The following is a 21,981-nucleotide window of genomic DNA, read 5'->3' as shown; positions in this document are numbered from 1 at the left end:
CTCATGGCGGGTTTTCTACTTTCTGACCCAGCCATGATTTCGCCCACCGCCGATTCAGCCGCTGCCCCGAACGGGCCGGTCCTGCACGTCGAGCAATGGGCGGCGTGGGCACCGGGTCTGGCCACGCAGGACGACTGGCAGGCCTGGCTTCGCAATCCCCAGCCTCTGCCCGCCGATGCTCCGGCGTCGCCGCCGCTGCCGGAGATGCCGGCGATGGCGCGCCGCCGCATCGACCCCCTGGGCCGCGCTGCCCTGCAGGTGGCCTACTGGGCCCAGGCGGATGTCGACGCCGCCGCGCTGCCGGCCATGCCGCTTGTGTTCGCGTCGCGCTGGGGTGAACTGGCGCGCTCGATCGGCATGCTGCAGGAACTGGCCCGCGGCGAGGCGCTGTCGCCCACCGCCTTCAGCCATTCGGTGCACAACGCCATCGGCGCCCAGTACTCCATCCAGCGCGGCATCACGGCCAATGTCAGCGCCGTGGCTGCGGGCGAAGTCAGCGCCGCCGCCGGCTGGGCCGAAGCCCAGGCCTTGCTGGCCGCCGGCGCGCCGGCCGTGCTGCTGACGGTTTTCGACGCGCCGTTGCCCGAGCTCTATGCCTCTACCGGGCTGGACGCACCGATCGCGCCGCCCCATGCCTACGCGCTGCGGCTGCGGCGGGCTCGTGCGGGCGAGGCCGGCGTGAGTCTGTCGCGCGAGCCGGCCCTGGCGCATGCGACGCCCGACGTCCGCATCGCGCCCAATCTGCAGGTGCTGCAATGCCTGCTCGACCCCGCGGCGGAACTGCGCCAGGCCGACGGCGCCGCAGACTGGCACTGGCGCCATGTCCTTGCTCGCTAGGCTGTCCTCGGCCTGGTCGCGCGCCTGGCGCGTGCCGGCCACGGCCTTCAGCTTCGCCAGCTTCGGCATCGGCGGTCTGCTGATGGGCGTGCTGCTGTTCCCCCTCATCAACCTGCTGGTGTGGGAGCCGGTGCGCCGCATCCGCTGGTCGCGCGCCCTGGTGGGTGCCAGCTTTCGCGGCTTCATCGGCTTGATGACGCTGCTCGGCCTGGTGCGCGTGCGCTGGACGGGCGCCGGGCGCCTGCAGCGCCAGGGCCTGCTGGTGCTGGCCAACCATCCGACGCTGATCGACGTCGTGGCCCTGATTGCCCGCACGCCCAATGCCGACTGCGTCGTGCGGGGCGGCCTGGGCAACAACCCCTTCACCTGGGGACCGGTGCGGGCCTGCAACTACCTGCGCAACGACCGCGGCAGCGAGGTGTTGGCAGGTTTCAACGCCAGCCTGGCTTCGGGCAGCAATCTGGTGATTTTTCCCGAAGGTACGCGCAGCGTGCCGGGTCGTGCTTTGCAGTTGCAGCGCGGTGCGGCCCAATTGGCCCTGCGCAGCGGCGTGGCCATCACGCCGGTGCGAATCCGCTGCGAGCCGCTGGGGTTGAGCAAGGGCTGGCCGTGGTGGAAAACCCACGACCGGCCGTTACAGCTGAGTCTGGATGTGGGCGAGGACATTGCCGTTACACCCTTTCTAGAGGGGGCTCACGGAGAATTCCCGCTCGCGGCCAGGCGGCTCACGGGATACTTGCAAAGTTATTTTTCTAGGGGACAGGGCGATGGAACAGAGCCTGGAACTTGAAATCAAGACCTTGCTCATCGATGCCTTGAACCTCGAGGACATGAGCGCAGACGACATCGACGCCGAGCAGCCGCTCTTCGTCGAAGGCCTCGGCCTGGATTCCATCGACGCGCTCGAGCTGGGCCTGGCGCTGCAGAAGCGCTATGGCGTGACCATGTCGGCGGATTCGGAGGAAACCCGCCGGCATTTCCGTTCGATCCGGGCGCTGGCCGCCTTCGTGGCCAACAGCCGCAAGAGCTGAACCGCCAGGGGAGTACTTCATGACCGAACAAGACATCTACACGCGGCTGTCGGCCATCCTGGTCGAGACCTTCGACATCGAGCCCGAGCGCATCCGCCCCGAAGCCCGCCTGTACGACGACCTGGACATCGACTCCATCGACGCGGTGGACCTCATCGTCAAGCTCAAGCCCCTGGTCGGCAAGCGCCTGCAGCCCGAGGCCTTCAAGTCGGTGCGCACGCTGCAGGACGTCGTCAACGCGCTGACGGCGCTGCTGCAGCTGAGCGACGAAACCACCGGGGAAGACGAGGCCGCGCTGCAGCGCGCCGCCTGAGTCAGACTCCTCCTTCTCCCGCTCCAGCGTGCGCAACATCCTCTGGGTGGCGCTGACCGCCCTCTATCCCGTTCTCGTCTACCTGGGGCTCGCTCATGCCGAACCCCGGGTTTTGGCGCTGCTGCTGCTGGCCCTGGCCCTGGCGCGTTATCTCGCATCGCGCAGCCAGCAGGCCCTGGCTGTGGCCCTGGCCGGCCTGGTGCTGGCGGCGCTGACGGCCTGGTCCAACCAGCTGCTGCCGCTGAAGATCTATCCGGTCGCGATGAACGTGGCCATGCTGGTGCTGTTCGGCGCCAGCCTGCTCAAGGGCCAGACCGTCGTCGAGCGCCTGGCGCGCCTGCACGACCCCGAGCTGGACGCCCACGGCGTGGCCTACACCCGCCGCGTCACCATCGTCTGGTGCGGCTTCTTCATCCTCAACGGTGGCATCAGCCTGGCCACGGCCCTGTGGGGCAGCGAGCAGACCTGGGCCCTGTACAACGGCCTCATCACCTATGTGCTGATGGGCACCCTGATGGGCGGCGAGTGGCTGGTGCGCCGCCGCGTGCGAGCCGGCAAGCATGTGGCGTGAACTCCGACTCGGCCTCGCCGGTGCGCAGAGCCCGGCGCGGGCCGCCCAGCCGGTGGGCATCCGTGCCGGCCGCAGCATCCTGTCAGCAGAGTTCCTGGCCCAGGCCGCCGGCTGGTTCGCCCACTTCCAGGCCCTGGCGACCGGCGACGTCGCCCTGTATTTCGAAGACACCCTGCATGCCGCCGCCGCCCTGCTCGGTGCCTGGCATGCGCGCAAGACCGTCTGGTGGCCCGGCGATGCGCTGCCCGCCACCGCACAACGCCTGTCCGACAAGGTGGGCGCCTTTGCCGGCGACTGGCCCGGCCGTGCCGACGCCCAGGCCACGGTGGCCGACGCGCCCCTGCCCAACTGGCAGGCTTTGGACCCGCAGGCCCCCCAGCTCGTCGTCTTCACCTCCGGCAGCAGCGGCGAGCCCACCGCCATCGTCAAGCAGCTGCACCAGCTCTTCGATGAGGTGAGGGCGCTGGAGGCCGAGTTCGGCGCGCGGCTGGACGGTGCCACCATCCATGCCACCGTCAGCCACCAGCACATCTACGGCCTGCTGTTTCGCGTGCTGTGGCCGCTGGCTGCCGGCCGGCCCACGGCGGCCCAGCGCGTCGCCTATCTGGAAGACCTGCACGGCGCGCCCGGCCGCATCGCGCTGATCGCCAGCCCCGCCCATCTGAAGCGGCTGCAACTCGCCAACACCGGCGACCTGCCGCAGCGCCTGACGGCCGTGTTCAGCTCCGGCGGCCCGCTGCCGGCCGATGCCCTGGGCCCGTGTGCCGAGCGCCTGGGCCAGACGCCCATCGAGGTCTATGGCAGCAGCGAGACCGGTGGCGTCGCCTGGCGCCAGCGCCCACCCGGCGCCGGTGACGCCGAACCCTGGCGCGCCCTGCCCGGCGTCGAGTGGCAATTGAGCGACGGCCAATTGCAGCTGCGCTCCGCCCACATCGGTGGTGACGACTGGTACACCGCCGCCGACCATGCCCGCGCCGAGGGACCCGGCTTCGTGCTGCTGGGCCGTGCGGACCGCATCGTCAAGGTCGAGGAAAAGCGCGTGTCCCTCGCCGCCGTCGAACAGGCCCTGACCAGCAGCGGCCAGGTGCTTGAAGCCCGCGCCCTGCTGCTGCCGGGGTCGCGCCAGGAACTGGGCGTCGTACTGGTGCCGACGGCGGAGGCCTGGACCACCATCGAGCAAGCCGGCCGCAATGCCTGGCTGGCACCGTTGCGTGAGCGCCTCGCCGCCCAATTGGAAGCCACCGTGCGCCCGCGCCGCTGGCGCCTGGTCAGCGAGCTGCCCGCCAACACCCAAGGCAAGGCCACGCAGGCGGCCCTGCAGGCCCTGTTCGACCCCATGCGCCCGCCGGCGCGCGTGCTGCTGCGCGAGCCGCTGACAGCGCGCCTGCGCCTGGACATCGAGGCCCGCCACCCCGGCTTCGACGGCCATTTCGACAACCAGCCCGTGCTGCCCGGCGTCGTGCAGCTGGACTGGGCCGAACGCTTCGCTCGCGAGCTGTTCGCCTTGCAGCCGGACTTCAAAGGCCTGGACCAGCTGAAGTTCCAGCAGGTCATCCGCCCCGGCACGGCCGTCGACATCGAGCTGACCGTCAATGCCGACGGCAGCGAACTGCGCTTTGCGCTGACCAGCGAGCGCGGCGCCCATGCCAGCGGCAAGCTGCGCTTCGGAGCCGCGGCGTGATGAAGGTCTGCGCTGTCATCCCCGTCTACAACCATGGCGGGACCGTCGGTGCCGTCGCGGCCCGGCTGCGCGCCCAGGGCCTGCCGGTGCTGCTGGTGGACGACGGCAGCGAGGCGGCCACCGCCACCCAGCTCGATGCGCTGGCCCGGCAGGACGGCATCCAGCTGCTGCGTCTGCCGCACAACCAGGGCAAGGGCGCGGCCGTCATCGCCGGCATGCGCCTGGTGGCCGAGCAGGGCTATACCCATGGCCTGCAGATCGATGCCGACGGCCAGCATGACGCCGGCGACGCATCGCGCTTCGTCGCCGCGGCTGAAGCCAGTCCCCAGGCTCTGATCTGCGGCTGCCCCATCTACGACGAGTCGGTGCCGCGTGCTCGTCTCTATGGCCGCTACGCCACCCACATCTGGGTCTGGATCAACACGCTGAGCTTCGCCGTGCGCGACTCGATGTGCGGCTTTCGCATCTATCCGCTGGCCACCACGCTGCCTCTGCTGGCGCGGGCGTCCATGGGGCGGCGCATGGACTTCGACACCGAGATCGCGGTACGCCTGGTCTGGGCCGGCGTGCCCGTCGTCAACCAGCCCACGCGCGTGCACTACCCGGTGGGCGGCATCTCGCATTTCCGCGTCTGGCGCGACAACGTGCTGATCTCGGCCATGCACACGCGGCTGTTCTTCGGCATGCTGCTGCGCAGCCCCATCCTGCTGGCGCGCAAGCTGCGGAGCGGCGCATGACCGCACGTACTCAGCACTGGGCGTCGTTGGGTGAAACGACGTTCGTCAGCGGCATCTGGCTGCTGTACGGCGTGCACAAGCTGTTCGGCCGCCGCCTGGTGCGCTGGGCCATGTTCCCGGTCGTGCTGCTGCACTGGCTGACGCGGCCGGCGCTGCGGCGCTCATCGCTGGAATACCTGCGCCATCTGCACCGCGCCGAGCCCGGCGTGTTCAAGCGCGAGCCCGACTGGCGCGAGGGCCTGCGCCACGTCGCCTGCTTTGCCGAGACCATGCTGGACAAGCTGCTGGCCATGGCCGGCCGCTACCCGGTCGAGGCCGTGCGCGAGCAGGACTTCTCCGTGGTCGACGCCATGCTGGCCCGCGGCCAGGGCGGCATCCTGATCACCGCCCACATGGGCTGCCTGGAGCTGTGCCGCATGATCGGCAAGTCCAAGCATGGGCTCAAGCTGACGGTGCTGGTGCACACCCGCCATGCCCAGGCCTTCAACCGCATCCTGAAGCGGCTGGACCCGAACTCGGCCGTCAACCTGCTCGAGGTCACCGATTTCGGCCCCAACATGGCCCTGCAGCTCAAGGCCCTGGTGGACGGCGGTGGCTGGGTGGCCATTGCCGGCGACCGCGTGCCCATCCATTCGGCCCAGACCGTCAGCGTCGACTTCCTCGGTGCGCGGGCGCCCCTGCCCGTCGGCGCCTATGTGCTGGCCGGCGTGCTGCACTGCCCGCTGGTGCTGCTGACCTGCCTGCACAAGGACGCTGGTTACGAAATCCGTTTCGAGCTGCTGGCCGACGAGGTCAAACTGCCGCGTGCCGGCCGTCGCGAGGCTCTGGCCCAATACGCCCAAACCTACGCGCAGATCCTGCAGCGCCGCCTGCGCGAATCGCCTTATGACTGGTTCAACTTCTACGCCTTCTGGGACAGCCCCCATGCAGCCGCACCCGCCGTCTGAAATCCTCTTTGACGGCCGCTCGCTGAGCCTGGACGACATCGCTGCCATCTCCCGCCGCGAGGCCCGCGCCCGCCTGAGCGACACGCCGGAGTTCGTGCGCCACATCGACGCCGGTGCCGAGTTCATCGCCCGCCTGTTGGCCGAAGACGGCGTCGTCTACGGCGTCACCACCGGCTATGGCGACTCCTGCACCGTCAGCATCCCGCCGGCCCTCGTCGCCGAGCTGCCGCGCCATCTCTACACCTATCACGGCATCGGTGCCGGCCCCATGCTGGCGCCCGAGCAGGTGAGGGCGGTGCTGGCCGTGCGCCTGCAGTCGCTGGCGCAAGGCGTGTCGGGCGTCAGCTACGCCCTGTTGCAGCAACTGGCCGCCCTGCTCGAGCACGACATCCTGCCGCTGATCCCCAGCGAGGGTTCGGTCGGCGCGAGTGGCGACCTGACGCCGCTGAGCTATGTCGCCGCCGTGCTGTGCGGCGAGCGCGAAGTCTGGTTCCAGGGCCAGCAGATGCCGGCGGCCCAGGCCCTCGCGGCCGTCGGCCTGAAGCCGCACACGCTGCGCCCCAAGGAAGGCCTGGCCATCATGAACGGCACGGCCGTCATGACGGCCCTGGCCTGCCTGGCCTTCCAGCGTGCCGAGCGACTGTCGCTGCTGGCCACGCGCATCACCGCGGCCAATGTCGTCGCCAGCGCCGGCAATGCCCATCACTTCGACGAGCGCCTGTTCGCCGTCAAGCCGCATGCCGGCCAGCAGCGCGTCGCCGCGCGCCTGCGTGTCGACCTGGCCAGCGACCGGCCCTCGCGCAATGAACAGCGCCTGCAGGACCGCTACTCGCTGCGCTGCGCCCCCCATGTCATCGGCGTGCTGGAAGACGCGCTGCCCTGGCTGCGCCAGCTGATCGAGAACGAACTGAACAGCGCCAACGACAACCCGCTGGTCGACGCGGTGGAAGAACGCGTGCTGCACGGCGGCCATTTCTACGGCGGCCATATCGCCATGGCCATGGACACGCTGAAGACGGCCGTCGCCAACGTCGCCGACCTGCTGGACCGCCAGCTCGCCCTGCTGGTGGACACGCGCTTCAACCACGGCCTGCCGTCCAACCTGAGCGGCGCCCTGGGCGAGCGCGCCGCCATCAACCATGGTCTGAAGGCCCTGCAGATCAGCGTCTCCGCCTGGACGGCCGAGGCCCTGAAGCAGACCATGCCGGCCTCGGTCTTCAGCCGCAGCACCGAATGCCACAACCAGGACAAGGTCAGCATGGGCAGCATCGCCGCCCGTGATGCGCTGCGCGTGCTCGACCTCAGCGAACAGGTCGTCGCCGGCCTGCTCATCAGTGCCCGCCAGGGCCTGGGCCTGCGCCAGCGCCTGGGTGGCCTGCAGCTGAGCCCGTCGCTGTCGGCCTGGTATGAGCAGCTCTGCGCCCGCCTGCCGCTGATCGACGAAGACCGCGCGCTGGATGCCGAGCTGCAGATGTTGCTGCGCGAGATCCGCTTGCCCGCCGGAGCCCTGCATGCGCCTGCGTGAGGATCCCCGTCTCGCCCACGAGATCGAGATCACGCCCGCCTTCCATGATCTCGACCCGATGGAGATCGTCTGGCACGGCCGCTATGTGCAGTACCTGGAGCAGGCGCGTTGTGCCCTGCTGCAGCGCTTCAACTACGACTACCCCGAGATGCGCGCCAGCGGCTATGCCTGGCCCATCATCCATCTGCAGCTGAAGTACGTGCGCTCGGCCGAATACGGCATGCGCCTGGGCGTGCGCGCCTGCATCACCGAGTGGGAGCATCGCCTGCGCATCGACTACACGGTTCGCGACCTGGCCACCGGCGAGTGCCTGACCAAGGGCCACACGCTGATGGTGGCGGTGGACATGCGCACCAAGGAAATGCAGTTCGCCAGCCCGCCCGTCCTGTTCGAAAAACTGGGCATCCCGCAAACATGAAGCCCCCACGCTCGCTTCGCTCACTGCCCCCCGAGGGGGCGTCCAGCGCCTTCGGGCGGCCGTGCGCCGCTGGCATGAAGCGCCGCACCCTCCTCCTCGCCGCCCTGCCGCTGCCGGTTCTGGCCGACACCATCGCGCAAGTCCAGCAGCGCTTGGTCAGTGGACCTGTGCAGCGTGGTCGCTTCGAGCAGGACAAGCAACTGGCCGGCTTCGCCAAGCCGTTGAAGAGCCAGGGCGACTACCTGCTGGTGCGCGGCAAGGGCCTGATCTGGCGCACCACGGCGCCTTTCGCCAGCCAGTTGGTGCTGACGCGCGACCGCATCGCCGGCGGCGCCGGCATGCAGCTCGATGCCAGCAAGGAACCCGGTATCCGTGTCGTCACCAGCCTGATGCTGTCGCTGCTGGATGGCGATCTCGGCGCGCTGCAGCAGGCCTTCGAGGTGCAGGCCAGCCTGGTGGGCGACAAAGGCTGGCGCGCGGCGCTGAGACCGAAGGCCGCGGCCCTGGCCCAGCTCTTCAGCCGCATCGTGCTGGAAGGCGACCGCCAGCTGCGCCGCATCGTCATGACCGAAGCCCAAGGCGACACGACGACGCTGCGCTTCGACGAGCAGGCGCGCGAGCCCGCCGCCCCCAGCGCCGACGAGGCCAAACAGCTTGGTTGATCGGCCCAGCCGTCTGGCGCCCTGGCTGTGGGCGCTCGCGCTGCTGCTGATGGCCGCCGGCCTGGCGCTGGCCGCATGGAATGGCCGCGTGCGCATCAACACCGATGTGCTGGCCATGCTGCCCAAGGACGAGCGCCGGCCCGAGGTCGAGCAGGCGCTGGCGGCGCTGGCCAAGGCCGGCGAAGGCCGCGTCATCGTGCTGCTGCGCGCGCCCGACCACAGCGAGGCGGTGATGGACCGCTTCATCAGAAAGCTGCAGGCCGCGGCGCCCGGCATCAAGCTGCGCCATCAGGTGTCGGACCAGCAGCAGGCCGACTGGCTGAAGTTCTTCGCCCCGCAACGCGGCGCGCTGTTGACCGACGCCCAGCGCCAGTCCCTGCAGAACGACCCTTCGGAGGCCCTGGCCCAGCAGGCCCTGACCGGCCTGATGCAGCCCATGGGCCTGCCGCGCGTGGGCCGCTGGATCGACGATCCCTTCAACACCCTCGGCGCCTGGCTGGCCGAGCGCGCGCAGAGCAGCAAGGTGCGCGCCCTCGACGGCCGCCTGCGCCTGGCCGATGCCCAGGGCGACTGGATGCTGGCCCTGATCGACAGCGGCGCCAGCGCCTTCGCGCTGAGCGACAACGAACGCATCGCCAACGCCCTGGCCCAGGCCCGCGCCACCGTGCCCGAGGCCCAGGTGCTGGCGGCCGGCGTGCCCCTGCATGCGCATGCGGCCGCGGCGCAGGCCCAGCATGAGATGCACCTCATCGGTGTGGGCTCCCTCATCGGCGTGTTCGCGCTGAGCTGGTTTGCCTTCGCTCGCATCCGGCCGCGCCTGCTGGTGCTGCTGTCGGTCGGCAGTGGACTGCTGGTGGCCGTGGCAGCAACGCTGGCCGTGTTCGGCGAGCTGCACCTGATCACCCTGGTTTTCGGCGCCAGCCTCGTCGGCGTGGCCGAGAACTACGCCAGCAGCCACTACAGCAGCCGCATCGGCCAGCCGCCGGCGCAGCGCTTTGCGCTGATGCGCGAGCAACTGCCGACCATGGTGCTGGCCCTCAGCACCACGCTGGCCGGCTATGCCCTGCTGGCGACGACTCCCTTCCCGGGCCTGCAGCAGGTCGCGCTGTTTTCCGCCGCCGGCCTCACCGCCGCCTTCATCAGCACCTGGCTGTGGTTCCCGCATCTGGACGCCGGCTCCGTGCCCGAGCGGCCGCTGACGCGTGCTCTCGGCCGCGCCTGGCGACGCTGGCCGCAGCTGAGCTGGCGCGGCGGCCTGATCGGCGGCCTCGTCATCGCCGCGCTGCTGGCTGCAGCCGTCTGGCGCGGCCATGCCAATGACGACATCCGCCTGCTGCAGAACACGCCGCCGGCGCTGATGCAGGAGCAGATCGACATCGGCCGCCGCCTGGACCTGCCCAGCCCGGCCCAGTTCTATCTGCTCACGGCCGGCACCGAGGCCGTGCTGCTGGAACGCGAGGAAGCCCTGAAGGCCAAGCTCGCCGCCGTGCCAGGTGTGGCCGGCTGGCAGGCCGTGTCCGACTGGGTGCCGTCACCGTCCCGCCAGGCCGCCGACGCGGCCCTGGTGCAGCGCCGCTGGGCCGAGGTCTCGCTGCTGGTGGCCGAGCAACTCGGCCAGCCCCTGCCGCAGCGCGACGCCGTTGCCGCGCCGGTGCTGACGGTCGAGGCCTGGCGTGCAGCGCCCGTCAGCGAGGCGGCGCGCCATCAGTGGCTGGGCCGCGATATCGAAGGCCGCTGGCACAGTGTCGTGATGCTGCGCGGCGTGTCGCGCGAGGTGCTGCCGCAACTGGCCGCCCTGGCCGACAACGACACGGTGCGCTGGGTCGACAAGGTGGCCGACGTCTCCGAGTTGCTGGCCCGCCAGCGCATCCGCATGCTGGGCGTGCTGGTCATCGCCGTCGGCGCCGTCGCGGCCCTGCTGGCCTGGCGCCTGGGCGCGGCGTGGTGGCGGGCCCTGGTGCCGACCCTGCTGGCCGGCGGCCTGTCCCTGGCCGCCACCGCGCTGCTCGGCCAGCCCTGGCAGCTCTTCCATGTGCTGGCCCTGCTGCTGCTGCTCGGCGTGGGCGTGGACTACGGCATCTTCCTGCTCGCCCAACCCGCTCGGTCCGACCTGCGCGGCTTCGTCTCCATCACGCTGGCGGCCGCCAGCACCTGGCTGTCCTTCGGCCTGCTCGCCCTGTCCGGTACACCGGCCTTGCGAGCCTTCGGCCTGACCCTGGGCCTGGGCATTGCCCTGGCCTGGTTCCTCACCCCCTTCTTCATCACCGACCATGACTCTCGAAAAGACTGACGTCTGCATCATCGGCGCAGGCCCTGCAGGCGCCGTCGCTGCAGCCCTGCTGCGCCGCCAGGGCCTGGCCGTCACCGTGCTGGAGCGCCAGACCTTCCCGCGCTTCTCCATCGGCGAGAGCCTGCTGCCGCAGTCCATGGCCTATATCGAGAAGGCCGGCCTGCTGCAGGACGTCGTCGAGGCCGGCTTCCAGTTCAAGAACGGCGCCGCCTTCTGCCGTGGCGAGAAGCGCACCGCCTTCGACTTCCGCGACAAGTTCACCGCGGGTTGGGGCACGACCTACCAGGTGCAGCGCGCCACCTTCGACAAGGTGCTGGCCGACGGCGCCGCCAAGGCCGGCGCCGACGTGCGCTACCGCCACGAGGTGACGGCGGTGCGCGTGGGCGCTGGCCAGCGCCCGCAGCTCGATGTGCAGCCGCTGGACGGCGGCGAGGCCTACACCGTCGAGGCTGGCCATCTGCTGGATGCCAGCGGCTTCGGCCGCACCCTGCCGCGCCTGCTGGACCTGGAGACGCCGTCTGCCTTCCCGGTCCGCGCCGCCACCTTCACCCACGTGCAGGACCGCATCAGCGACCCGACGTTCGACCGCACCAAGATCCTCGTCACCGTCCACCCCGACGACGTCGACGTGTGGTTCTGGACCATCCCCTTCAGCAACGGCCGCTGCTCGCTGGGCGTCGTTGCGCGGGCCGAGTATTTCGACCGCTTCCCCGAGGACCCGACCGAACGCCTGAAGGCCGTCGTCGCCGAGACGCCGACGCTGGCCGCGCTGCTGAAGGACGCCGTCTGGGACACGCCGGCCAACCGGCTGCAGGGTTATGCCGCCAACGTGAAGTCGCTGTGGGGCCCGGGCTTTGCGCTGCTGGGCAATGCCGGCGAGTTCCTCGACCCGGTGTTCTCCAGCGGCGTGACCATCGCCGTGAAGTCGGCCGACCTGGCCGTGACGGCCCTGCTGCGCGAGCGTGCCGGCGAGACGGTGGACTGGGAGAAGGACTACGCCAAGCCGCTGCGCGCCGGCGTCGATGCCTTCCGCGCCTTTGTGGAGAGCTGGTACCGCGGTGGCTTCCAGGACGTCATCTTCCACCAGGACCAGAACCCCGACATCCGCCGCATGATCTCGTCCATCCTGGCCGGCTACGCCTGGGATCTGGCCAACCCCTATGTCGCTCAGCCCGAGCGCATGCGCACGCTGGAGCAGTTGTGCGCCCCCTGATCCTGCTCGCGGCGCTGCTGCTCGCGGCCTGCCAGACCCTGCCGCCGCCGGCCCAGCTGCCGGCGCTGCAGATCGCGCCGGCCGCCTTCGGTGCCGAGCTGTCGCTGGCCCAGCGGCTGACGGTGACCGACGCGCCGGACGACCCGAATGGCGCCGTCACCGAGCGCCAGCTCGACACCCTGCTGCAGGTCGACGCCCAGCAATTGCAACTGGCCGGTCTCGCCTTCGGCCAGCGCGTGCTGACGATGCAATGGGACGGCCGCGAACTGCAGGTCAAGCGCCACCCCATGCTGCCCGCCGCCGTCGACCCCGCGCGCGTGCTGCGCGACGTGGCCCTGGTGTTCGCGCCGCTGCCCGCGCTGCAGGCGACGCTGCCCGAAGGCTGGACGCTGATCGACGCTGGCAACGAGCGCACGCTGCGCCAGGCCGGCGAGGTGCGCCTGACGGTGCGCTACCTGGACGGCCGCAAGCGCGTCGAGATCGACAATCGCGCCGAGCACTATCAACTGCGCATTGAATCCCGCCCGCTGGAGGGCGGTTGATTGATGATGAATTTCTACCTGAACGCCCTCGGCGTCGTCTGCGCCGCCGGCCATGACGCCGCCACGCTGAGCCAGGCGCTGTGGGCCGACACGCCCAGCGGTGACGAGCCCGAAGCCTGGCGCGGCCGCAGCCTGCACCTGGGCCGCGTGCGCCAGCCTTTGCCCCTGCCCGATGCCACCGCCCAGCGCAGCCGCAACAACGCCCTGTTGCTGACGGCCCTGCAACCCATCCGCGCGGCCGTCGACGCCGCCATCGAACGCTTCGGCCCGCTGCGCGTGGCCGTCGTGCTGGGCACCAGCACCTCGGGCGTCGGCGAGAGCGAGGCGGCCTGGACCCACCACCAGGCCGAGGCCAGCCTGCCGGCCTGGCACGACGTGCGCCAGCAGGAGATCGGCTCCGGCGCGTCCTTGCTGGCTGCCGAACTCGGCGTGCTCGGCCCCGCCTATGTCATCTCCACCGCCTGCTCGTCCAGCAGCAAGGCCCTGGCCAGCGCCGCGCGCCTGCTGCAGGCCGGCATGGCCGATGCCGTCGTCTGCGGCGGCGCCGACAGCCTCTGCGACTTCACCGTCGCCGGCTTCGCTGCGCTGGAGGCCGTCAGCGATGCGCGCTGCAACCCCATGAGCGCCCAGCGCTGTGGCATCAACATCGGCGAGGCGGGTGCGCTCTTCCTGATGACGCGCGAAAAAGGCGACGGCCCGGCCGTGCGCCTGGCCGGCTGGGGCGAGACCAGCGATGCCCACCACATCTCGGCCCCGGAGCCCAGCGGCCGCGGTGCCGAGGCCGCCATGCGCGCGGCCCTGGACATGGCCGGCCTCGCGCCCGCCGACATCGGCTACCTGAACCTGCACGGCACGGCCACCCAGCACAACGACGCGATGGAGAGCGAGGCCGTGGCCCGCGTCTTCGGCCTCGACACGCCGTGCAGCTCCACCAAGCCGCTGACTGGCCACACCCTGGGCGCCGCCGGCGCGCTGGAGGCTGCCATCGGCTGGCTGACCCTGCTGGGCGATGGCGCCCTGCCGGCCCACCATTTCGATGGCGAGCGCGACGCGGCCCTGCCAGCCATCCGGCTCGTGAAGCCGGGCGAGCGCCTGGACAGCGCGCCACGCGCCGTGCTGTCCAATTCTTTCGCCTTCGGCGGCAGCAATGCCGCTCTGGTCCTCACTCGTGAAGACTGATCTCGACATCTCCGATCTCGTGCCGCACGGCGGCCCCATGAGCTGGCTCGACCGCGTCATCGAGGCCGATGCCGAGTCGCTGCTGGCCGAGGCCACGCTGCGCGCCGACCATCTGCTGGTGCGCGACGGCCAGCTCAGCGCCGCCGCGGGCGTCGAGTACATGGCCCAGGCCGCCGCCGCGTGGGCCGGCTGGCAGCGCCACCTGAAGGCAGACGACGGCGGCGCGGCCCGCATCGGCTTTTTGCTCGGCACGCGGCGCTACCAATGCGACCGCCCGGCCTTCCGCGTCGGCGACGTGCTGCGCATCCATGTGCAGCGCCTCTTCCAGGCCGACAACGGCCTGGGCCAGTTCGAGTGCGTCATCACCATCGATGGCACCGAGGCGGCCCGCGCCAGCCTGAATGTGTTCGGCCCGGACGATCCCGAGGCCTTCCTGAACGGACAGACCCCATGAGCAGTAACAACACCGTGCTGGTGACCGGCTCCAGCCGCGGCATCGGCCGCGCCATCGCGCTGCGCCTCGCGCGCGACGGCTACGACGTCGTCATCCATTGCCGCAGCCGCCGCGAAGAAGCCGAGGCCGTGGCCCAGGCTGCCCGTGAGCTGGGCCGCAACGCCCGCGTGCTGGCCTTCGACGTGGCCGACCGCGCCGCCACCGCCGCCGCGCTGGAGGCCGATGTCGAGGCCCACGGCTGCTATTACGGCGTCGTCTGCAATGCCGGCATCGCCCGCGACGGCGCCTTCCCGGCGCTCAGCGGCGAGGACTGGGACGCCGTCATCCACACCAACCTCGACGCCTTCTACAACGTGCTGCAGCCGCTGACCATGCCGCTGGTGCGCCGCCGCAAGCCCGGCCGCATCGTCACGCTGGCCTCGGTGTCGGGCCTGATGGGCAACCGTGGGCAGGTCAACTACAGTGCCGCCAAGGCCGGCATCATCGGCGCCACCAAGGCGCTGGCCGTCGAGCTGGCCAGCCGCAAGATCACGGTCAACTGCGTGGCGCCGGGCCTGATCGAGACGGACATGATCGACAACGAGGTGCTCGAGCACGCGATGAAGTTGATCCCGGCCCAGCGCGTCGGACAACCCGAAGAGGTGGCGGCGCTGGTGGCCTTTCTGATGAGTGAAGACGCGGGCTACATCACGCGTCAGGTGATTTCGGTGAACGGGGGGATGTTGTGAACAAGAGAGTCGTCATCACCGGCATCGGGGCGCTGTCGCCGCTGGGGCATGACGTCGAGACCGTCATGGACAGCCTGCGCGCCGAGACCAACAAGGTCCAGCGCATGGCCGACTGGGCCGACTACGAGGGCCTGAACACCCAGGTCGGCGTGCCCTGCGCCCCCTTCGAGCTGCCGTCCGACCGCTACAACCGCAAGACCATGCGCAGCATGGGCCGCGTGGCCCAGATGGCCACCCGCTCGGCCGAGCTGGCCCTGGAACAGGCCGGCCTGATCGGCGACCCGCTGCTGACCAGCGGCCGCATGGGTGTCAGCTACGGCAGCTCCAGCGGCACGCCCAGCGCCATCGGCGACTTCGGCCGCATGATGACGGTCAAGAGCATCGAGGGCATCAACGCCAACACCTACGTGAAGATGATGTCGCACACGGCGACCGTCAACATCGCGGTGTTCTTCGGCATCACCGGCCGCATCATCACGACCAGCAGCGCCTGCACCTCGGGCAGCCAGGGCCTGGGCTATGCCTACGAAGCCATCCAGAGCGGCCGTCAGGTCGCCATGCTGGCGGGCGGCGCCGAGGAACTGGACCCGACGCAGGCGGCCGTCTTCGACACGCTGTTCGCCACCAGCACCAAGTACAACGACCAGCCGCGCCTGACGCCGCGCCCCTTCGACGCCGACCGCGACGGCCTGGTGCTGGGCGAGGGTGCCTGCACCTTCGTGCTGGAGGAGTACGAGCACGCCAAGGCGCGCGGCGCGACCCTGCTCGGCGAGATCGTCGGCTACGGCACCAACTGCGACGGCACCCACGTCACGCAACCGCAGTCGGCCACCATGGCCCAGGCCATGCGCCTGGCGCTGGAAGACGCCGGCCTGCCGCCCGGCGTCATTCCCTACGTCAACGCCCATGGCACCAGCACCGACCAGGGCGACGTGGCCGAGAGCCAGGGCACGCACAGCGTGTTCGGTTCCGGCGTCGCCATCTCGTCGCTGAAGAGCTATATGGGCCACACCCTGGGCGCCTGTGGTGCGCTGGAGGCCTGGATGACGCTGGAGATGATGAAGGCCGACTGGTTCGCGCCCACCATCAACCTCAAGCGCGTGGACCCGCGCTGCGGCGAGCTGGACTATGTGCCGAGCGGCGGTCGCGTGCTGCAGACCGAATACGCGATGACGAACAACTTCGCCTTCGGCGGCATCAACACCTCGTTGATCCTGCGCCGTCTCTGATTTCAATCCATGCCTGGGAGGGCCACCTGATGAAGCGCAATGTCTTGGCTGTCGTGTTGATGCTGGCGGGGGCTGCGGCGCAGGCCGGGTCCACCCCCGAGCAGGAGTTGGCCGAGGGGCGCAGGCTGGCGGCTACTTTGTCGCAGGAGGGTCGTGACCTCTGTGTCTTCGACAACGGCGCGCCATCGGACATGCCGCACCAGATGCTGCAGAAGCTCAAGGTCGCCAAGGGCACCTATGGCGGCGTCAAGGAGCTGCTGCCTTCGCTGGTGCAGCAGGCCCTGGCGGCCAAGGCGGATGCCCTGGTCGACTACAACAGCTCGCAGCGCTTCGGCTTCTGGCCCTGGCGCGTCGTGCGCCCCGTCGTCACCGCGACGGCCATCCGCTGGAACGAGGCGCCGCGCAAGTCCTGCGAGGCCATGGGCGGCGTGCGCATGGAGGTCATCCTGACCACCAACCGCAGCCCCGAAGCCCTGGCGCGGAGCGCGCCACCCCAGGCGCCCGCCGCCGCCACCCCCGATCAAGCGGCCTCCGCGCCGCAGTGAACCCGCAGCCCGACCCCCTCTCAAGGAGCTTGTTGATGAAGTCTCGTCTTGTCGCCCTGGCCTTTGCCTCCCTGCTGTCCCTGCCCGCCTTCGCGCGCGACACGGTGCTGCACATCCCGCTGGCCGACGTGCTGGAACTGCCCGAAGCCAAGGAGAAGCTGGACCCGGACTTCAAGTTCTACCTCGACGGCCAGGCCACGCCGAAGCGCGTCAAGCGCCTCAGCACCGATGTCAGCAACCCCAAGACCAATGGCTTCAACAAGAGCGACGACTACGGCTGCAAATGGGCGGCACTCAGCGCCCTGATCAGCCTGCAGAACGGCGCCAAGCGTGAGGGAGCCAATGCCGTGGTCGACATCGTCAGCTACTACAAGAAGGTCGAGTACAAGAGCGCGACCGACTTTGAGTGCCATGCGGGCGCCTTCGTCATCGGTGTGGCGCTGAAGGGCACCTACGCCAAGATCGAGTGAGCCTGGCGCGCGGCCCGAGGGCGCGGTGACGCTGCTTTGCCTGCTGGCTGCCGAGCCCGAGGTGCGGGCCGGCATGCCGGCGCCGGAGGGCTGGTTGACGCCCTCGGAGCAGGCCCGGCGGCAGTCCCTGGGCACCGAGGCGCGCCGCGCCACCTTCCTGGCCGGCCGCTGGCTGGCACGTCGCGCGGTGCAGCGCTGGCTTGGCAGCGAAGGCCTGCCCGCGCTGGAGGTGGCCGACAGTGGCGCCTGCCGCGTGGCCGGCCGCGGTGATGTCTTCGTGTCCATCAGCCACAGCGGCGGCAGCGTCGCCTGCGCGACGGCCGGCGTGCCGGTTGGCGTGGACCTGGAGAGCCTCGCGCGGCCGCGCGACCACCTCGCACTGGCCGAGACCGTGCACAGCCTCACGCAACAGGCCCGTTTGGCGGCACTGCCGGTGGCGGCGCGGGCCGAGGTTTTCCTGCAAGCCTGGACAATCAAGGAGGCTTGGCTCAAGGCGCGCGAGCAGGGCCTGGACTTCGCGCTGATGCGTGCGCTGGACTTCGACGACGACCCGCAGGGCGACGTGGCGGTGGCCGGCGTGGACGGCCTGGTGCTGGCGGTCGCCTGCAATCCCCAGTTGCCGCTGCGCATCGAAGGTCCCACGAATGCAGTGTGGCGCCGCTGCAGGACGCGAACGACGCCCACCTAAACTGCGCGCCCCGAAAAGTTGTACGGAGAAATCATGGCGCGGCGATGGCGCTCCTGGATGGTGATGACAGGCCTGGCGTTGGTCGCGGCAACGCGGGTCGCGGCCGACCCCTCGCCGCTGGCCGAGCATGTGTCGGTCAGCGCGCCGGTGCCCATCCGGCTGCTGCTGAGCTTCGACGACGGCCCGAGTGCCCGCGAAGAAGACAACCCCACCGTCCAGATCCTCGACGGCCTGGCGCGCAACACCGTCCAGCCGGGCATCAAGGCCGTGTTCTTCGTGCAGACCGGCGCCCTGAATGGTGGCGCGACGCTGCGCGGCCAGGCGCTGATGAAGCGCACGATGGACGAGGGCCATGTGCTGGGCTTTCATACCGCCACGCCGGGCCATACCAGCCACACCCGGCTCAGCGACGAGGTGCTCGAGATCAGCCTGAGACAGGGCCTGGCCTCGCACATCGAGCTGACCGGCCACGCGCCGGTGCTGGTGCGGCCGCCGCACTGGGCCTATGACGCGCGCACCTTCGCGGCCTATCAGCGCCACGGGCTCAACCTCGTGATGACCGATCTGTCGGCCAACGACGGCAAGATTCCCTGGCCCAACGCCAGCCTGCGCCGCCGCTCCCACTTCGAGCACCAGCTGCGCGAACTGCGCCGCCGCGTCAACGAGCTGCCCGTGGTGGATGGCGTGCGGCCGGTGGTGGTCACCTTCCACGACGCCAATCCCTTCACCGGCAGCCATATCGACGAGTATCTGGAGATCCTCGTCACCGGCGCCAACAAGGCCGGTCTGATGCTGGCCGATCCGCCCTTCTACGCTTCCTCCGAAGCGGCCGAGGCCGCGGCGCAGGCCCGCGCGTTGACCGACCCGAGCGTGCAGATCCGCATCCCGGGCTTCTGGACCTCGCTGCTGGCCTGGATCCTGCCCGAGAAGCCGCTGGACTGAGGCGTCAGCCCGGCTTCCTCGCGACCGCGTTGAGCAGGGTCTCTTCGCGATTCTTCGGCAGGCCGAATCCCAGCCATTCGCGCGCGCCCAGGTCGCTGCGGCTCCACCACAGATAGGGCGTGCTGATGCGGTCGGCGTCGACCTGGAAGCCGGCCTCGCGCACCAAGGCCAGGAATTCCTCGGCCGTGCGCTGCACATGCATGGGGTGGCGGAACAGCAGCCGGATGATCCAGCTGTGGATATAGGCGCGGGTGCTCTCGGCCAGCAGCAGCAGGCCGCCCGGCTTCAGCACGCGGAAGACCTCGGCCAGGGCCGCGCCCTGGTCGACGATGTGGTGCAGGGTCTGGTGGCAGAGCACCATGTCCACCGAGTTGTCGGGCAGAGGGATGCGCTCGGCGTGGGCGGCATGCAGGGTGACCGGCACGGGGCAGGCCTTGACCATGTCGGCGCAGCGGGACTCGAAGTCGGGTTCGGGGTCCAGCGCATGGATCTGCGACGGCGCGAAGCGCGCCGCCATCTCGGGCAGGGAATGGCCCTGGCCGGTGCCGATGTCCAGCATGACGCCGCCACGCGGTGCGTCCGGCGCCATGCGCTGCAGGTCGCTCAGCGCGCGGCCCAGCACGTGGACACGCCAGGTGGCGGTGGACAGGAACCACAGGCCGAAACGGGTTTCCGGCACGAAGGCCAGTTTCTTGGGGGAGGGGGCGCTGGCAGTGGTCATCGCGGCTGGAGGCGGGCGCCCGTTGGCGCCCCGAAAAACAAGTCGGCGATGATAGAGCGTTGACCGCCGCGCACCTGTCCGCCCCATGAGCACCGAAGCCTCCCGCATCACCCTGCAAAGTCCCGATGGCGCCAGCGCCGAACTCAGCCTGCATGGCGGCCACCTGCTGTCCTGGAAACCGGCCGGCGCCGGCGAGCAGCTCTATCTGTCGCCGCGCAGCGAGTTCGTGCCCGGCAAGGCCATCCGCGGCGGCGTGCCGGTGTGCTTTCCGCAGTTCTCCGATCGTGGTCCCCTGCCCAAGCATGGCTTCGCACGGACGTTGCCTTGGGAATTGGTCAGCCAGGAACAGGGCAGGGACGATGCGCTGGTGGTCATGCGCCTGCGCGACAACGGCATCACGCGCGCCCTCTGGCCGCATGCCTTCGAGCTGGAGCTGAGCGTGCGCATCGGCGGCCGCACGCTGGACGTCGAGCTGGCCTGCGAGAACCTCGGCCAGCCCGGTGATGGGCCGCTGCAGTTCACCGCGGCCCTGCACACCTATCTGCGTGTGCTGGACCTGGACGCCGTCAGCGTCGAGGGCCTGGCCGGCCTGCGCTACTGGGACAGCATCAAGAAGGCCGAGGCCCTGCAGCGCATGGACCTGTTGCTGACCGGCGAGAAGGGCGTGCTCGATCTTGACCGCATCTACTTCGGCGTCAAGGAGAGGCCGCTGCTGGTCACCGAAGACCGCCGCCAGCTGGCCGTGCGCCAACTGGGCTTCGAGGACGCCGTGGTCTGGAATCCCGGCCCCGAGCGCTGTGCCCAACTGGCCGACATGCCGCCGGAGGGCTGGTCGGAGATGCTGTGCGTCGAGGCCGCCACCATCGGCCGCCCCGTCGAACTGCCGGCCGGCGAAAGCTGGGTGGGGCGGCAGAGCCTGGTGCTGCTCTGAACTCCGATAATCCCGGGATGTCTTTCGCTGCCCTCCAAAACGACAGCTTCCTGCGCGCCTGCCTGCGCCAGCCCACCGAGCACACCCCCATCTGGCTGATGCGCCAGGCCGGCCGCTACCTGCCCGAGTACCGCGCCACGCGCGAGAAGGCGGGCAGCTTCATGGGCCTGGCCACCAACACCGACTACGCCACCGAGGTCACGCTGCAGCCGCTGGAGCGCTTCCCGCTGGATGCGGCCATCCTGTTCAGCGACATCCTGACCGTGCCCGATGCGATGGGCCTGGGCCTGTCCTTCCAGCAGGGCGAGGGCCCCAAGTTCGCAAGGCAAGTTCGCGACGAGGCCGCCGTCGCGGCCCTGGAAGTGCCGGACATGGACAAGCTGCGCTATGTCTTCGACGCGGTCACGTCCATTCGCAAGGCCTTGAACGGCCGCGTGCCGCTGATCGGTTTCTCGGGCAGCCCGTGGACGCTCGCCTGCTACATGGTGGAGGGCGGCGGCTCGGACGACTACCGGCTCGTCAAGAGCCTGATGTATGCCCGCCCCGACCTGATGCACCGCATCCTGGACACCAACGCGCGCTCGGTGGCGGCCTATCTGAACGCCCAGATCGAGGCCGGCGCCCAGGCCGTCATGCTGTTCGACTCCTGGGGTGGGGTGCTGGCCGACGGCGCCTTCCAGCAGTTCAGCCTGGCCTATTCACGCCAGGTGCTCAGTGCAGTGAAGACCGAACACGCCGGCGTGCGCATTCCGCGCATCCTGTTCACCAAGGGCGGCGGCCTGTGGCTGGACGAGATCGCCGACGCCGGCGCCGATGCCATCGGCCTGGACTGGACCATGAACCTCGCCACCGCCCGCGCCCGCGTGGGCGACCGTGTCGCGCTGCAGGGCAACCTCGACCCGAATGTGCTGTTCGCGCCGCCCGAAGCCGTGCGCGCCCAGGCGCGGGCCGTGCTGGACAGTTTCGGCAAGCCGGGGGCCGGCCAGGGCCATGTCTTCAACCTCGGCCACGGCATCAGCCAGTTCACGCCGCCCGAGAGCGTCGAGGCCCTGGTGGACGAGGTTCACCAGTACTCCCGCCGCCTGCGCGCGACGGTCTGACGGGGCCGTCAAATCTGCACTTGCGCGGCGACTTATCCCCAAAAACTGGGGGGCGAGGGCGCCGGACTGTCGTTGGTGCGGCGCACCTAAGAGTTTTCCCGAATTCGTGCTAAGTGCTTGATTTTCAAGGCGACAGGCAAAACGCACCAAGGACTGAATTTGGGCAGGCCCGGCCCGTGTCGGTGCGCTCGTGGCCCGGGCAGGGCGATTTGCTCACAAACTTATCC

Annotated in this window: 25 protein-coding genes; 24 read left to right on the top strand and 1 reads right to left on the bottom strand. The window is 70.0% G+C overall.

The annotated features are described in order from the left end of the window. The first annotated feature begins 33 nt into the window (after positions 1-33). The 22 genes from AC3WOE_RS13230 to AC3WOE_RS13125 all read left to right on the top strand — a co-directional run bounded on the left by AC3WOE_RS13230 (position 34) and on the right by AC3WOE_RS13125 (position 19,002). Positions 34-837, top strand: coding sequence for a beta-ketoacyl synthase chain length factor (locus AC3WOE_RS13230; RefSeq protein WP_492691061.1), 804 nt, complete (start codon positions 34-36; stop codon positions 835-837). Continuing rightward, positions 821-1,627: a lysophospholipid acyltransferase family protein gene (locus AC3WOE_RS13225; RefSeq protein WP_492691060.1), complete on the top strand. Its 807-nt coding sequence runs from the start codon at positions 821-823 to the stop codon at positions 1,625-1,627. The genes AC3WOE_RS13230 and AC3WOE_RS13225 overlap by 17 nt, the downstream gene beginning before the upstream one ends. Further along, entirely contained in the window at positions 1,605-1,868 is a 264-nt protein-coding gene (locus AC3WOE_RS13220) for a phosphopantetheine-binding protein (RefSeq protein ID WP_492691059.1), read from the top strand. The genes AC3WOE_RS13225 and AC3WOE_RS13220 overlap by 23 nt, the downstream gene beginning before the upstream one ends. A 19-nt stretch (positions 1,869-1,887) precedes the next feature. After that, on the top strand, positions 1,888-2,181 hold the full coding sequence (locus AC3WOE_RS13215) for an acyl carrier protein (RefSeq protein ID WP_492691058.1): 294 nt from the start codon (positions 1,888-1,890) through the stop codon (positions 2,179-2,181). A gap of 28 nt (positions 2,182-2,209) precedes the next feature. After that, complete coding sequence (locus AC3WOE_RS13210) at positions 2,210-2,752, top strand: COG4648 family protein (RefSeq protein WP_478011010.1); 543 nt, start codon at positions 2,210-2,212, stop codon at positions 2,750-2,752. Then, on the top strand, positions 2,742-4,433 hold the full coding sequence (locus AC3WOE_RS13205; protein WP_492691056.1) for an ApeI family dehydratase: 1,692 nt from the start codon (positions 2,742-2,744) through the stop codon (positions 4,431-4,433). The genes AC3WOE_RS13210 and AC3WOE_RS13205 overlap by 11 nt, the downstream gene beginning before the upstream one ends. Beyond that, positions 4,433-5,170 (top strand): glycosyltransferase family 2 protein, encoded by a 738-nt coding sequence (locus AC3WOE_RS13200; RefSeq protein ID WP_492691054.1) that lies wholly within the window; start codon positions 4,433-4,435, stop codon positions 5,168-5,170. The genes AC3WOE_RS13205 and AC3WOE_RS13200 overlap by 1 nt, the downstream gene beginning before the upstream one ends. Beyond that, entirely contained in the window at positions 5,167-6,117 is a 951-nt protein-coding gene (locus tag AC3WOE_RS13195) for a lysophospholipid acyltransferase family protein (protein ID WP_492691052.1), read from the top strand. The genes AC3WOE_RS13200 and AC3WOE_RS13195 overlap by 4 nt, the downstream gene beginning before the upstream one ends. Continuing rightward, positions 6,095-7,642, top strand: coding sequence for an HAL/PAL/TAL family ammonia-lyase (locus AC3WOE_RS13190; RefSeq protein ID WP_492691050.1), 1,548 nt, complete (start codon positions 6,095-6,097; stop codon positions 7,640-7,642). The genes AC3WOE_RS13195 and AC3WOE_RS13190 overlap by 23 nt, the downstream gene beginning before the upstream one ends. Next, on the top strand, positions 7,629-8,060 hold the full coding sequence (locus AC3WOE_RS13185) for an acyl-CoA thioesterase (protein ID WP_492691049.1): 432 nt from the start codon (positions 7,629-7,631) through the stop codon (positions 8,058-8,060). The genes AC3WOE_RS13190 and AC3WOE_RS13185 overlap by 14 nt, the downstream gene beginning before the upstream one ends. Before the next feature lie 74 nt (positions 8,061-8,134). Continuing rightward, complete coding sequence (locus AC3WOE_RS13180) at positions 8,135-8,722, top strand: outer membrane lipoprotein carrier protein LolA (protein WP_492691047.1); 588 nt, start codon at positions 8,135-8,137, stop codon at positions 8,720-8,722. Beyond that, entirely contained in the window at positions 8,715-11,012 is a 2,298-nt protein-coding gene (locus AC3WOE_RS13175) for an MMPL family transporter (protein WP_492691045.1), read from the top strand. The genes AC3WOE_RS13180 and AC3WOE_RS13175 overlap by 8 nt, the downstream gene beginning before the upstream one ends. Next, positions 10,993-12,225: an NAD(P)/FAD-dependent oxidoreductase gene (locus tag AC3WOE_RS13170; RefSeq protein WP_492691044.1), complete on the top strand. Its 1,233-nt coding sequence runs from the start codon at positions 10,993-10,995 to the stop codon at positions 12,223-12,225. Before AC3WOE_RS13175 ends, AC3WOE_RS13170 begins: the two co-directional genes overlap by 20 nt. Continuing rightward, positions 12,213-12,767 carry a DUF3261 domain-containing protein gene (locus AC3WOE_RS13165; protein WP_492691043.1) on the top strand — a complete coding sequence of 185 codons (555 nt, stop codon included), beginning with the start codon at positions 12,213-12,215 and terminating at the stop codon, positions 12,765-12,767. Before AC3WOE_RS13170 ends, AC3WOE_RS13165 begins: the two co-directional genes overlap by 13 nt. A 3-nt stretch (positions 12,768-12,770) precedes the next feature. Further along, entirely contained in the window at positions 12,771-13,946 is a 1,176-nt protein-coding gene (locus tag AC3WOE_RS13160) for a beta-ketoacyl-ACP synthase (protein WP_492691042.1), read from the top strand. Continuing rightward, positions 13,936-14,400 carry a hotdog family protein gene (locus AC3WOE_RS13155; RefSeq protein ID WP_492691041.1) on the top strand — a complete coding sequence of 155 codons (465 nt, stop codon included), beginning with the start codon at positions 13,936-13,938 and terminating at the stop codon, positions 14,398-14,400. The genes AC3WOE_RS13160 and AC3WOE_RS13155 overlap by 11 nt, the downstream gene beginning before the upstream one ends. After that, the gene (locus AC3WOE_RS13150; protein ID WP_492691040.1) at positions 14,397-15,128 is read left to right on the top strand and encodes a 3-ketoacyl-ACP reductase FabG2; all 732 of its coding nucleotides are present in this window, start codon (positions 14,397-14,399) and stop codon (positions 15,126-15,128) included. Before AC3WOE_RS13155 ends, AC3WOE_RS13150 begins: the two co-directional genes overlap by 4 nt. Continuing rightward, a complete protein-coding gene (locus AC3WOE_RS13145; RefSeq protein ID WP_492691039.1) occupies positions 15,125-16,357 on the top strand; it encodes a beta-ketoacyl-ACP synthase in 1,233 nt (410 codons plus the stop codon). The genes AC3WOE_RS13150 and AC3WOE_RS13145 overlap by 4 nt, the downstream gene beginning before the upstream one ends. A gap of 29 nt (positions 16,358-16,386) precedes the next feature. Beyond that, positions 16,387-16,902, top strand: coding sequence for a hypothetical protein (locus AC3WOE_RS13140; protein WP_492691038.1), 516 nt, complete (start codon positions 16,387-16,389; stop codon positions 16,900-16,902). Positions 16,903-16,937: 35 nt separating this feature from the next. Beyond that, positions 16,938-17,372 carry an excinuclease ATPase subunit gene (locus AC3WOE_RS13135; protein ID WP_492691036.1) on the top strand — a complete coding sequence of 145 codons (435 nt, stop codon included), beginning with the start codon at positions 16,938-16,940 and terminating at the stop codon, positions 17,370-17,372. A gap of 25 nt (positions 17,373-17,397) precedes the next feature. Next, positions 17,398-18,060: a 4'-phosphopantetheinyl transferase family protein gene (locus AC3WOE_RS13130; protein WP_492691035.1), complete on the top strand. Its 663-nt coding sequence runs from the start codon at positions 17,398-17,400 to the stop codon at positions 18,058-18,060. Positions 18,061-18,093: 33 nt separating this feature from the next. After that, the gene (locus AC3WOE_RS13125) at positions 18,094-19,002 is read left to right on the top strand and encodes a polysaccharide deacetylase family protein (protein WP_492691034.1); all 909 of its coding nucleotides are present in this window, start codon (positions 18,094-18,096) and stop codon (positions 19,000-19,002) included. A 4-nt stretch (positions 19,003-19,006) separates the two neighbouring features. Here AC3WOE_RS13125 and AC3WOE_RS13120 read toward each other — a convergent pair whose 3' ends face one another. Next, complete coding sequence (locus AC3WOE_RS13120) at positions 19,007-19,723, bottom strand: class I SAM-dependent methyltransferase (RefSeq protein ID WP_492691032.1); 717 nt, start codon at positions 19,721-19,723, stop codon at positions 19,007-19,009. Between the two features lie 85 nt (positions 19,724-19,808). Between AC3WOE_RS13120 and AC3WOE_RS13115 the strand changes: the two genes are divergently transcribed. Next, entirely contained in the window at positions 19,809-20,654 is an 846-nt protein-coding gene (locus tag AC3WOE_RS13115) for a D-hexose-6-phosphate mutarotase (protein WP_492691031.1), read from the top strand. 17 nt (positions 20,655-20,671) lie between these two features. After that, entirely contained in the window at positions 20,672-21,754 is a 1,083-nt protein-coding gene (gene hemE, locus AC3WOE_RS13110) for a uroporphyrinogen decarboxylase (protein WP_492691030.1), read from the top strand. Positions 21,755-21,981: the final 227 nt, after the last annotated feature.

Source organism: Roseateles sp. FW305-36 (genome assembly GCF_058787015.1).
This window is presented reverse-complemented; position numbering and strand designations above follow the sequence as displayed.

Bases quoted from the DNA above. Each gene is read 5' to 3' on its own strand.
- AC3WOE_RS13115 (WP_492691031.1), top strand. From the start codon at position 19,809: ATGAGCACCGAAGCCTCCCGCATCACCCTGCAAAGTCCCGATGGCGCC.
- hemE (WP_492691030.1), top strand. From the start codon at position 20,672: ATGTCTTTCGCTGCCCTCCAAAACGACAGCTTCCTGCGCGCCTGCCTG.
- AC3WOE_RS13140 (WP_492691038.1), top strand. From the start codon at position 16,387: ATGAAGCGCAATGTCTTGGCTGTCGTGTTGATGCTGGCGGGGGCTGCG.
- AC3WOE_RS13185 (WP_492691049.1), top strand. From the start codon at position 7,629: ATGCGCCTGCGTGAGGATCCCCGTCTCGCCCACGAGATCGAGATCACG.
- AC3WOE_RS13180 (WP_492691047.1), top strand. From the start codon at position 8,135: ATGAAGCGCCGCACCCTCCTCCTCGCCGCCCTGCCGCTGCCGGTTCTG.
- AC3WOE_RS13135 (WP_492691036.1), top strand. From the start codon at position 16,938: ATGAAGTCTCGTCTTGTCGCCCTGGCCTTTGCCTCCCTGCTGTCCCTG.
- AC3WOE_RS13220 (WP_492691059.1), top strand. From the start codon at position 1,605: ATGGAACAGAGCCTGGAACTTGAAATCAAGACCTTGCTCATCGATGCC.
- AC3WOE_RS13195 (WP_492691052.1), top strand. From the start codon at position 5,167: ATGACCGCACGTACTCAGCACTGGGCGTCGTTGGGTGAAACGACGTTC.
- AC3WOE_RS13200 (WP_492691054.1), top strand. From the start codon at position 4,433: ATGAAGGTCTGCGCTGTCATCCCCGTCTACAACCATGGCGGGACCGTC.
- AC3WOE_RS13215 (WP_492691058.1), top strand. From the start codon at position 1,888: ATGACCGAACAAGACATCTACACGCGGCTGTCGGCCATCCTGGTCGAG.
- AC3WOE_RS13170 (WP_492691044.1), top strand. From the start codon at position 10,993: ATGACTCTCGAAAAGACTGACGTCTGCATCATCGGCGCAGGCCCTGCA.
- AC3WOE_RS13190 (WP_492691050.1), top strand. From the start codon at position 6,095: ATGCAGCCGCACCCGCCGTCTGAAATCCTCTTTGACGGCCGCTCGCTG.
- AC3WOE_RS13205 (WP_492691056.1), top strand. From the start codon at position 2,742: ATGTGGCGTGAACTCCGACTCGGCCTCGCCGGTGCGCAGAGCCCGGCG.
- AC3WOE_RS13225 (WP_492691060.1), top strand. From the start codon at position 821: ATGTCCTTGCTCGCTAGGCTGTCCTCGGCCTGGTCGCGCGCCTGGCGC.
- AC3WOE_RS13150 (WP_492691040.1), top strand. From the start codon at position 14,397: ATGAGCAGTAACAACACCGTGCTGGTGACCGGCTCCAGCCGCGGCATC.
- AC3WOE_RS13160 (WP_492691042.1), top strand. From the start codon at position 12,771: ATGATGAATTTCTACCTGAACGCCCTCGGCGTCGTCTGCGCCGCCGGC.
- AC3WOE_RS13230 (WP_492691061.1), top strand. From the start codon at position 34: ATGATTTCGCCCACCGCCGATTCAGCCGCTGCCCCGAACGGGCCGGTC.
- AC3WOE_RS13120 (WP_492691032.1), bottom strand. From the start codon at position 19,723: ATGACCACTGCCAGCGCCCCCTCCCCCAAGAAACTGGCCTTCGTGCCG.
- AC3WOE_RS13125 (WP_492691034.1), top strand. From the start codon at position 18,094: ATGGCGCGGCGATGGCGCTCCTGGATGGTGATGACAGGCCTGGCGTTG.